Genomic DNA, 10,304 nt, shown 5'->3' with positions numbered 1-10,304 from the left:
AAACCTTCAAAATTCTTGCTGAGCGATATCGCAATCGAGGCAAAAGACTAGCATTAAGATTCAATCTAATTGCTGGAATTTATAACTTGGAGCTGAGTGAAAAATGACTTATGAAAGAAATCTATTAAACCTGTTATGTCTTTTTCTAAATTTCATTTAGATACCTTCGCAAACCATCAAATTTTAGAAATATATTTATTATTCCAAATTATAATTCCTTTAGATCAAGAGAAACGCATAACTACGCTTAAAAATTTAAATCTACAAAATTTGACGATAAAGCAAATCAGCAACCTAGATGATATAAAAAACTTCAAAAATAACCACTATTTAAGAAAAAATTTCTAGACTTGAACAATAAAAAAACATTCAAATAGTCATTTCATCAAATCTGCTTGACCACTTTAAAATTCATCCCTAAAATGCGCATCAGATTCTCCAATAGCTCAGTCGGTAGAGCGACGGACTGTTAATCCGCAGGTCCCTGGTTCGAGCCCAGGTTGGAGAGCCATCTATTCTTCCATAGCTCAGTCGGTAGAGCGACGGACTGTTAATCCGCAGGTCCCTGGTTCGAGCCCAGGTGGAAGAGCCAGATTCTAAAAAACCCACTCATTACGAAGTGGGTTTTTTATTGCCTGTTGTTTAAGCAAAGCATACCTACTTTTTTGTTTATGCTTTCCTAAAAGTATCCGTATAAGTACTAACTTGTCTGATTCGGCTATTTTTAAAACACTTAATTTGATTTTTCTGTATTTTATTTAAATCAGGCTTGACCACCCTGCCATACATCTTTAGAATCCGTTTCAGATTCTCCAATAGCTCAGTCGGTAGAGCGACGGACTGTTAATCCGCAGGTCCCTGGTTCGAGCCCAGGTTGGAGAGCCAAATTCTAAAAGCCCACGCATTATGTCGTGGGCTTTTTTTATGCTCTAGGCTTTTATTTTTAAGATAAGAATCACTTGCTCTATGACCTAAGCTATTCACCGACCTCTCCTTCCACATTAGAAGCAATTATCAAAGCTTAAGTTTTAAAAACACTTTATATTAAAGGTGTTTATATTTAATACATTCAGCCTAAATTTTCTTATTTTTTGCAATTCCGACTTGACCTCACTGCATTTGCCCCATAGAATGCGTGCAGATTCTCCAATAGCTCAGTCGGTAGAGCGACGGACTGTTAATCCGCAGGTCCCTGGTTCGAGCCCAGGTTGGAGAGCCAAATTCTAAAAAGCCCACGCATCATGACGTGGGCTTTTTTCATATATGTAGTTTATTCCGTGCCAGATCTCAGTCAGTTCATATTTTTTATTATTGGTTGCTTGGCAACTTTTGCACTTGTCTGCTTAGTCTTTCCGAGACTGTTTAGAAGCAAACAAAAGTTTTTCCCACGTCGTGTAATCACTGCCTTTGAAAGTAAGATGTTTCATCGTTTAAATGAAGCATTTCCGAACTACCACATTTTAGCCCAAGTGGCTTTTAGCGCACTGATCACCAATCAAAATTATAAAATTAGGAATAGATTTAATCGAAAAGTCACTGATTTTGTCATACTTGACCAAACTTATAATGTGCTTGTGATTATCGAACTGGATGACCCTAGTCATATAGGCAAAGAGCAAGAAGATGCTGAACGTGATGCAATGCTTGAAGAAGCGGGCTACCGTGTAATCCGCTACACCAGTATTCCAACAGTTCACACGCTCAGGCATGATATAAATAAATAGTTGTAAAATACGTAAATCAAAATCAAACATTGAGTGAATGCGCATTGCATTCACATCGATAATGTAAACAGAATTTTATTGAGCATTTGACTCTTGAGCAGCCAGCACTTCTGATACTGCTTGGTCAGCCTCAGCAGCCAAAGCCTCATCTTGGGCTTCTTTAGCTTTAATGCGCTCAATCATTTCAGCTTGTTGTTGCTTATATTTTTCTTGGTTTTTGGCATCACTATTGACTGCAAGAAAAGCCATACTGACCAAAAATATAGGAATCAATAGCCCAAGTGCCATCAAAATGATCATCTTTTTGGTATTGGGCTTTGGCTTAACTTCAGACATAACGATTCTTTCATTTACATAAATAATTCGACGCCCAATATAGCAAAAAACAAAATTCGCTCAAGCCTTCATATCATTCTTTACTCTAACCAACTATACCCCCTCATTTTCACGGATTGAATGATTAACAATCCAATATTCAATAAAAAAAGGAGACATGCTCCTTTTTTATTATTTAAAAACTTAGCTTGAAGCAGCTACCCCCTTACAATGTGGACTTTGGCTTGCATCTTTTTGCTCATTGGTTAAGACAATACCTGTACCTGCAGACATTTTAGCTTGAATAAATTCGACCGCTTGCGCATTTCTACAGATAATTGCCTGTGTATGACTTGCATTTGGCACAACGTCTAATTGATAACCTTCAGCATAATTTGCATCTGGGAAATACTTCTTCGCTTGTGTTTTCATATTTGCAAATAGCGCTTGCGTAACCACAGGAATAACTGCCTGATCATTTGCACCTTGAATAATATACACAGGCGCTTTAATTACTTTGGCAGCAGTAGCATTTGTCGCTGGCTGATTGTCAATTAAAAATTTCTGAACAACAGGATCGGTATCGATTTTATTCAAATCAATTCCATACTGTGAAACCGTATGCGTTGGATCCTTTAAAAATTCAATCACAGCTGCTTTAAACTGTTCTTGCAAACCATTTGCGCCATTTGGATCGGCATAACTTAAACATGCACCGTCATCCCCTGTACGTCCAGAGGCTTTTTCTGCAATAACACCAGCATCAGCAGTAAAAATATTTTTTAAATCATAATTTGGCTCATAGGCTTTAATACCTGAACTGGTCAATGCAGCATATGCCAAAAGCTCAGCATAGCCATCTGCAATTTGATCAATTAACGCCTGTGCTTGAACCTCAGAAAGCTGCCCCATACTAAGTGCATAACGCACTTGTGCCAACTGTTCATCCAATCTATTCAATCCATGGGGTTTAGGTTGACCGTTTGCATCAACATTTAGTTTTGGATCTAAATAGATCTTAATAATCGTGCCTAAACTCGACGCAGGTGCGGCTGCTACTGCACCTTTATAATTAGTATCGGTATTCGCAAATTCCGCCGTCCCTAAGGATGCATGACCACCTTGCGATTGACCAATCGACATCCACTGACCATTGAGTTGCTTACCATAATGTTCTTTTGCCGCTTTAACTGCAGTAAGCGCCGAATTTGCCGCACTCGATAAATTAAGGTATGGATGAACCCCCTTGGTTCCTAAACCCTCATAGTCTGGTGCCACAATTACATAACCTGCCGCCATAAGCGTGTTAGCTAGAATTTTAAAGCGTGGATGAATTAGATTTTTACTTGGCGCACATTCATCTCCAGCCCCGACTGTTCCATGCTCCCATACCACAACACGATACCCATCTTTAGGTTGTGTAGCTTTTGGAAATAATACTAAGGCTGTTGCTGTTGCTGCTTTCCCCTGCACATTGGTCATGTTATACGTCATGACTTTAATGGACGATGTATTGTCTACAGTATCTAAAGCATAATTTGCTTCAGACACAAATGTTGATTTTTGATTCGAAGATGATGAGTCATTATCATCGTCATTACACGCGGTTAAAGACAGCATAGAAACTGCAACTGTCAGAGCTAATGCTATTTTTGAACGTTTCATAAAATATCCTTTTTAATCATTATTCTTTAAGCATGAAACTACATGCCTTTTTATTAATGCATAAAAAAAAGCACCCGAATAGGATGCTTTAGTTCATTTTAAACATTTTCAGATCAATGACATTAAAGAACCAATGCCATAAAAATTCCAATAAAAATCATAAGCCCTACCCAACGGTTATGGCGAAACGCCCAAAAACATAACTGCGGATCACGGCCTTTGGTTTTAGTCCACTGGTAAATAAAATCGGCAGCCACAGCCAACAACGCGACCAAACCGAATGGCATCAAGAGATCTTCTAAATACAGTGCAGAACCAATTAGTACAATACTAAGCACCTGCAATAATGAAATAATTTCAATATCGTATTTACCAAATAAAATCGCAGTCGATTTCACGCCAATTTTCAAATCATATTCACGGTCAGTAATGGCATATTGTGTATCATACGCAACGGTCCACGCCAAATTACCAAAGTACAATAACCAACACGTTAAATCAGGTGTTTGCCCTACTGCGGTGTAAGCCATAGGAATCGACCATGAAAATGCCGCGCCTAAAAATACTTGTGGCAGATGCGTGTAGCGTTTCATAAAGGGATAAATGAACGCTAAAAACAATGCACCAAAGGACCAATAAAAAGTTTCTATCGGTAAAAAGAACAACATACATGCGCTAGCAAGTACCAAGATCAGGAACACATATATGGCTTCTTTAGCACTAATCACCCCAGTGGCTAAAGGACGATGCTTGGTTCTTTCCACAGCACCATCGACTTTACGGTCAGCAAAGTCATTAATCGCACAACCTGCTGCACGCATAAATATCGTGCCCAAAATCATGGGAATCAAAATACTGAATTGCGGTGTTCCTTGATTAGCAATCCACAGTGCCCACATGGTTGGCCAAAAAACCAGTTCCGTGCCAATTGGCTTATCGAAGCGACATAAATAGTAATAAGCTTCTAAACGCTGCTGCCAAGTAATCTGTTGCACCACGGCCATGATTGTCCTTCATCTGGTAATGTTATTTCTGCAAATATTGCTCAAAACTTTCTAAAAAAGTTTCCTGAACAATAAATTTACAACCATGCCAAGTATAACAGCTCTGACGTGTCCAACCATCGTCTAGCCACAATACACGCCGCTCGCACTTCGGATTGGTACGCTGAAATAAAAAATGTCCGATGGGTTTTTTACCAATATGCTGAAAAATCCGCGCACGCCCTTGTATGCTAAGGATTGGAAATATACTTTTTGCCTTGACCCACGGCTCAGCTTCACAGCCATATAAATAACTTTCACGTACCCAAGCTGTGTGCTGTATTGGCATTTTCAGCCACTGTGCATCTTGAAGCGTCATGCGTTGAAATTGCTCAATACTCGGCTCAACTTTAAATACACCTTGGGCAAAATCTGTTAATTGTTGGGTTAATGAACCCGAAGCATACAACCATGTTCTTAATTCAGGAGACATTCTTTTATCCCGCATTTCACATGCTTGACGCTGCATATTTCATTTCCCTTATAAGCTTTTGCTGAGTATAGCGAATCCTTAGTGTAACCAACTCAACATCGTTTTTCATGCGCAATAGCTTGTTTTAAGTAAAATGAGCAAAACCAAAACGGCTTAAGTACTTCATTACATTTGCAATCAACACAAACCTCACTTACACAGTATGATGTCGTGGATAACCACTAAATTACACAAGCATAATGTTTCCATATAAGCCGCTATATGTTTTTATTTTTTTCGTTTTACTTTGTGCCAATATCACGGCTCAAGCAAAATCTCTTGCGCTGAGTTTTGATGATGGATTAAATCCAGCGTTTAACGCACAAGCGGAACAAATCAATGCTCAAATTTTAAAGCATCTGCATGATCAACAAATCAAAAGTATTGTTTTTCCGAGCCTGATTAAAATTGGTGATTATCAAGGCAAGCAACTGATTCAAGCGTGGGGACAATCCGGCCATCTGATTGGCAATCACAGCGCATCGCACCAAAACCTGAATAAAGAAAATGTCACTGTACACGATTATCTGCATAGCATTGAACAGGCAGATACCGTATTAAAAACACTGCCGAATTACATACGTATCTACCGTTATCCATTTTTAAAGGAAGGAAATAGCGCTGAAAAACGTGATGCTGTCTATCAGTGGTTAGCGCAGCATCAATATCGCATTGGCGGAGTAAGTATTGATGCCAGTGACTGGTTATATAATCGAAAATATCTCGACTATGCCAAACAGCAAGATCAGGACAAATTAGACCGACTAAAACAAGCGTATATTGCTCACTTGCTTCACCGAGCAGATTATTATGACCAACTTGCCCAGCTCACCATAAATCGTTCGCCACAGCATGTTTTACTTTTACATGTAAATGCTATTAATGCCGCATTTTTAAAAGATCTCATTACCGCCTTTCAGCAGCATGGCTGGACATTTATTTCAGCAGCAGACGCCCTACAAGACCCACTATATGCACAGCGCAGCCAAAACATCCCTGCGGGTGAAAGTGTGATTTGGTCGATTGCCAAAACAAAAGGATTCGAAAACTTACGCTACCCCGCCGAAGATGCGCCTTATGAAATCGATAATCTAAAACAGCATGGTTTGCAATGAGGGTTGGTGAATTACTGGATATTCAATAAAAATGACCTGTTGTGTTGCAGGTCATTTTTTCAGTTCAATTTTTTTAGTGTGGAATTAAAAGTTATCTGTCTTGGCAATGGCTTCAAACTTGCCTTGCGGCGTTTTAATCAGAACCAGCCCTTCGGTCGTAATATAAAAACTTTCTGGGTAATCAAATTCCAATGCTAGCTCTGGGTTTTTCAGTTCGACAAATTCAGCCTGCTTATAACCTTCAACGGTCCGCCCCACTTCCAAATAAGTCACTTCTGAGAAGTTGAGTTTAAATCCCTTTGCTTGATCCGCTGGATCAATCCAAGGAAAAAAACCGGTATGTTTTTTACGTGGTTTTGCCATGTTTAGATATTCATTCAAATCTTTGCATTATCTTAACCCATCTCATAAAAAAACCCGCACAAGGCGGGTCTTTTTACAGTGAAATTCTGTACAGAATTACAAGCTGTAGTACATGTCGAATTCAACTGGGTGAGTTGTCGTGTTAAGACGACGAACTTCTTCAGTTTTAAGTTCGATGTAAGCATCAAGCATTTCTTTAGTGAACACGCCACCTTTAAGAAGGTAATCATGATCCGCAGCAAGCGCTTCAAGCGCCATATCTAAGCTATGAGCCACTGTAGGGATTTTAGCTTCTTCTTCAGGAGGAAGGTCATACAAGTTCTTGTCAGCAGCTTCACCTGGGTGGATCTTGTTTTGAATACCGTCAAGACCAGCCATAAGAAGTGCAGCGAAACCTAAGTACGGGTTCATCATTGGATCTGGGAAACGTGCTTCGATACGTTTGCCTTTAGGGCTAGAAACATAAGGAATACGGATAGAAGCTGAACGGTTACGTGCTGAGTAAGCAAGCATAATCGGCGCTTCGAAATGTGGAACTAAACGTTTGTACGAGTTAGTTGATGGGTTTGTGATTGCGTTCAATGAACGAGCGTGTTTGATCACACCGCCAATGAAGTACAACGCCATTTCTGAAAGACCAGCGTATTCATCACCAGCAAACAAGTTCTTGCCATCTTTAGAGATCGACATGTGAACGTGCATACCAGAACCGTTATCGCCAACCATTGGTTTAGGCATAAATGTAGCAGTTTTAGCATATTGGTGAGCAACGTTCCAAACAGCATATTTGAACTGTTGAACTTCGTCCGCTTTGCGAACCATAGTGTTGAAGCTTACACCGATTTCAAGCTGGCAAGATGCAACTTCGTGGTGATGTACTTCTACACGACCTGGGCCCATGATATCTTCGATTTTTGCACACATATCTGCACGCATATCTTGTGAAGAATCAACAGGAGGGACTGGGAAGTAACCACCTTTCACACGTGGACGGTGACCAGAGTTACCCGCTTCATAATCTTTACCAGTAGACCAAGCAGCTTCTTCAGCGATTAATGTGTGGCGCGCGCCAGACATATCGATGTCCCATTTTACTTCGTCAAAAACAAAGAATTCTGGTTCTGGACCAAAGAAAGCTGTATCACCGATACCAGTTGATTTTAGGTATTCTTCCGCACGGCGAGCAATAGAGCGTGGGTCACGTTCATAACCTTGACCAGTTGAAGGTTCGATAACATCACAAGTCACAACAACTGTAGCTTCTGCAAAGAACGGGTCGATAAAACAAGTTTCTGCATCTGGACGTAAGATCATGTCAGATGCTTCAATGCCTTTCCAACCAGCAATTGAAGAACCATCAAACATTTTGCCATCTTCAAACGTATCTTCGTCGATTGAATCTGCTGGGTAAGTTACGTGTTGTTCTTTACCCTTAGTATCAGTAAAGCGAAAATCGACCCATTTTGCGCCACTTTCTTGGATGAGTTGAAGGACCTTGTTCGCCATGCTCATTTTGCTCCGATGATTTTTTTGTGCACACTGAAGTGCGTGTTAGTAGTTGGTAGTTATTAAGCAATTACCGTACCAACTTTTAAAAGCCAAGCTAAAATATTGAATTCCTTATCAGAATAGAAGATTTTAACTCCTTGCTTTTCGACTATTATACTGTGTGTAACAGTAAATGCACCATATTCAGCCACTCTTCATCACTTTTGTTTAAAAACTTCTCGCAGGTGTATCAAAATAGTGCAACTTGGTTTTGCACTAGTATGCACCAAAATGATTAATCGCTTTCAACGATAAAATCATTGAGATTTTATCAAAGCTTTAAGATCGAATTTAAATACGAGAGAAACTAATGGTTTAGCTAGTTATAGATGGAAAAAAATCAGCGTAATCACTATATTCATAATCGATATTTAGATTTTTTGAGCCCCTAAAGTACCCATTTTTCGACGTTAATTTAACCATTTTGTTTTAATTTTAATCAATTTACCTTTACATTAATTGTGCTCCATTTTGGTGATTTTGCTTCAAAACGATTCATATTTTTCCATCTAGAGCCTGAATTGCTATTTTTAACGACATCAAGCAGATCTTTTTAAAATATCAATTGAACATATTTTACCCACTTAAATTCAGCCTAATGTCTTGTTCAAATTAAATCCCAAATTTATAAGTCGAAAATTTATTGAAATGATTTCAGTTGCGATGAACTTTGGCGAAATTGTTCAGCAGAAATTGAATAATATTTGCTATGATTGGCTGCATTCTAAATATTTCACTATTTTTCTATTAAAAATATCCACACGATATTTGGGTCAATATACAACTATTTAGAATCATTTCGGACTATTCAAAGCACAGTTAAGTGCATAAATTTCAAAGGTTAATACGCTCATGCTTTTGATGATCGAAAAAAAGTACTGAGATTCACACTGCTCCCCATTAGTTCCTTTGACCTACATAACAGTCTGATTTGTTACAAAATAGGTTTGTATTAGTTCCTTTTAGTTCTTCTTAATCCGGTACATTTACGGGTAATATTGCGGGTAACCTTAAATTTACCTGTTCGTTACCCGTATGGCCTCCAATAAGCTTACAGATGCAAAAATTAAAATACTTAAACCACAAGAGAAAGTTTACCGAATATTAGATTCAGATCGCCTGTATATTGAAGTTCGCCCATCAGGTACGAAAGTTTGGCGTTTTAAATTTACGCATCAAGGTAAAGAGTCATCTATGAGTCTTGGTGAGTATCCATCAATCGGTTTAGCAGATGCACGTATTTTGCGTGAAGAAATGAGGGCTAAACTTGCTCGAGGAGTTCACCCTGTTTTAGAGAGAAAGCAGCTCAAACTTGAAGAAGAAAGCAAACTAACAAATACTTTTAAAAATGTTGCTTTAGAATACTATGCAGAGCGCCTAAGCTCTAAGACTGAAAACTACAAAAACCAATTTTCAGTTTCTATGGAAAAAGATGTGTTTCCGGCTATCGGATCTAAAGACATTAAAGCCGTAACGTCAACTGATGTTTTAGGTATTTTGAAAAATACTATTAAACGAGTTAGATCTCAAAAGAATCGTGGCACTGGTGAGGTTACAGCTATACAGAATAGGAAGTTTATTGGTGCAGTTATGCGATATGCCATTGCCACCCTGCGCGCTGAGAACGATCCAACATACGCTGTTCGTGATGTGGTTATACGACCCGAAGTTACCCATGCAAGACCATTGAATAAAGATGAGCGCATCAAGATCAGAACTCGCTTAGAAACTTACGGCGGCACTGAAACGGTAAAAAATGCTGGTCTTATGCTGCTTTACACGATGCTTAGAACCATAGAAATACGCCGTATGGAATGGTCGTGGGTGGATTTTGACGATCGCATCGTAACTTTTCCTAAGACTGCCATGAAGAAAAGCCGCGAACATATTCTTCCGATGTCAGATCAAGTATACGCAATTCTAAAAAACCAATAGGGTCTGTTGACATTTGCTGTTCAAAAAAATAGCGAGAAAGTAAAATTTAATCGCCAAACCAAACTTACTTCTCGCTATGCCTCGAACTATGCTGAATGATCAACACTGGTCTAAGCTGAAACCT

9 protein-coding genes, 4 tRNA genes and 1 pseudogene are annotated in these 10,304 nt (G+C 39.1%); 8 read left to right on the top strand and 6 right to left on the bottom strand.

What is annotated here, in order from left to right; translation table 11 throughout:
- The 6 genes and pseudogenes from FTU79_RS15680 to FTU79_RS15655 all read left to right on the top strand — a co-directional run.
- Positions 1-107 (top strand): annotated as a pseudogene (locus tag FTU79_RS15680) (IS5/IS1182 family transposase); the annotation flags it as partial.
- Positions 108-435: 328 nt separating this feature from the next.
- Positions 436-511, top strand: a tRNA-Asn gene (locus FTU79_RS15675).
- Between the two features lie 5 nt (positions 512-516).
- A tRNA-Asn gene (locus FTU79_RS15670) sits at positions 517-592 on the top strand.
- A 217-nt stretch (positions 593-809) separates the two neighbouring features.
- Positions 810-885, top strand: a tRNA-Asn gene (locus FTU79_RS15665).
- A gap of 258 nt (positions 886-1,143) precedes the next feature.
- Positions 1,144-1,219 (top strand) — tRNA-Asn (locus FTU79_RS15660).
- 22 nt (positions 1,220-1,241) lie between these two features.
- Positions 1,242-1,724, top strand: coding sequence for a DUF2726 domain-containing protein (locus FTU79_RS15655; RefSeq protein WP_218945491.1), 483 nt, complete (start codon positions 1,242-1,244; stop codon positions 1,722-1,724).
- A gap of 75 nt (positions 1,725-1,799) precedes the next feature.
- On the opposite strand, the gene FTU79_RS15650 is transcribed toward FTU79_RS15655, so the two are convergent.
- The 4 genes from FTU79_RS15650 to FTU79_RS15635 form a co-directional block, all read right to left on the bottom strand.
- Entirely contained in the window at positions 1,800-2,060 is a 261-nt protein-coding gene (locus tag FTU79_RS15650; protein WP_168379169.1) for a hypothetical protein, read from the bottom strand.
- A gap of 183 nt (positions 2,061-2,243) precedes the next feature.
- Positions 2,244-3,704 (bottom strand): S9 family peptidase, encoded by a 1,461-nt coding sequence (locus FTU79_RS15645; RefSeq protein ID WP_180051287.1) that lies wholly within the window; start codon positions 3,702-3,704, stop codon positions 2,244-2,246.
- Between the two features lie 122 nt (positions 3,705-3,826).
- A complete protein-coding gene (gene ubiA, locus FTU79_RS15640) occupies positions 3,827-4,708 on the bottom strand; it encodes a 4-hydroxybenzoate octaprenyltransferase (protein WP_168379167.1) in 882 nt (293 codons plus the stop codon).
- Between the two features lie 22 nt (positions 4,709-4,730).
- Complete coding sequence (locus tag FTU79_RS15635) at positions 4,731-5,216, bottom strand: chorismate lyase (protein WP_168379166.1); 486 nt, start codon at positions 5,214-5,216, stop codon at positions 4,731-4,733.
- A gap of 203 nt (positions 5,217-5,419) precedes the next feature.
- On the opposite strand from FTU79_RS15635, the gene FTU79_RS15630 reads away from it, so the two are divergent.
- Positions 5,420-6,334, top strand: a complete 915-nt coding sequence (locus FTU79_RS15630) for a polysaccharide deacetylase family protein (RefSeq protein WP_180051284.1) — start codon at positions 5,420-5,422, stop codon at positions 6,332-6,334.
- An 84-nt stretch (positions 6,335-6,418) separates the two neighbouring features.
- Here FTU79_RS15630 and FTU79_RS15625 read toward each other — a convergent pair whose 3' ends face one another.
- Together FTU79_RS15625 and glnA are read right to left on the bottom strand one after the other, a co-directional pair.
- Positions 6,419-6,697 (bottom strand): hypothetical protein, encoded by a 279-nt coding sequence (locus tag FTU79_RS15625; protein WP_078191902.1) that lies wholly within the window; start codon positions 6,695-6,697, stop codon positions 6,419-6,421.
- A gap of 96 nt (positions 6,698-6,793) precedes the next feature.
- A complete protein-coding gene (glnA, locus tag FTU79_RS15620) occupies positions 6,794-8,209 on the bottom strand; it encodes a type I glutamate--ammonia ligase (protein ID WP_171319222.1) in 1,416 nt (471 codons plus the stop codon).
- Positions 8,210-9,280: 1,071 nt separating this feature from the next.
- Between glnA and FTU79_RS15615 the strand changes: the two genes are divergently transcribed.
- Complete coding sequence (locus tag FTU79_RS15615) at positions 9,281-10,180, top strand: integrase arm-type DNA-binding domain-containing protein (RefSeq protein WP_180051282.1); 900 nt, start codon at positions 9,281-9,283, stop codon at positions 10,178-10,180.
- Positions 10,181-10,304 lie beyond the last annotated feature (124 nt).

Source organism: Acinetobacter sp. YH12144 (assembly GCF_013418345.1).
Lineage (GTDB): Bacteria > Pseudomonadota > Gammaproteobacteria > Pseudomonadales > Moraxellaceae > Acinetobacter > Acinetobacter amyesii.
Note: the sequence above shows the minus strand (reverse complement) of the source record. Positions and strands in the feature narration are given on the sequence as shown.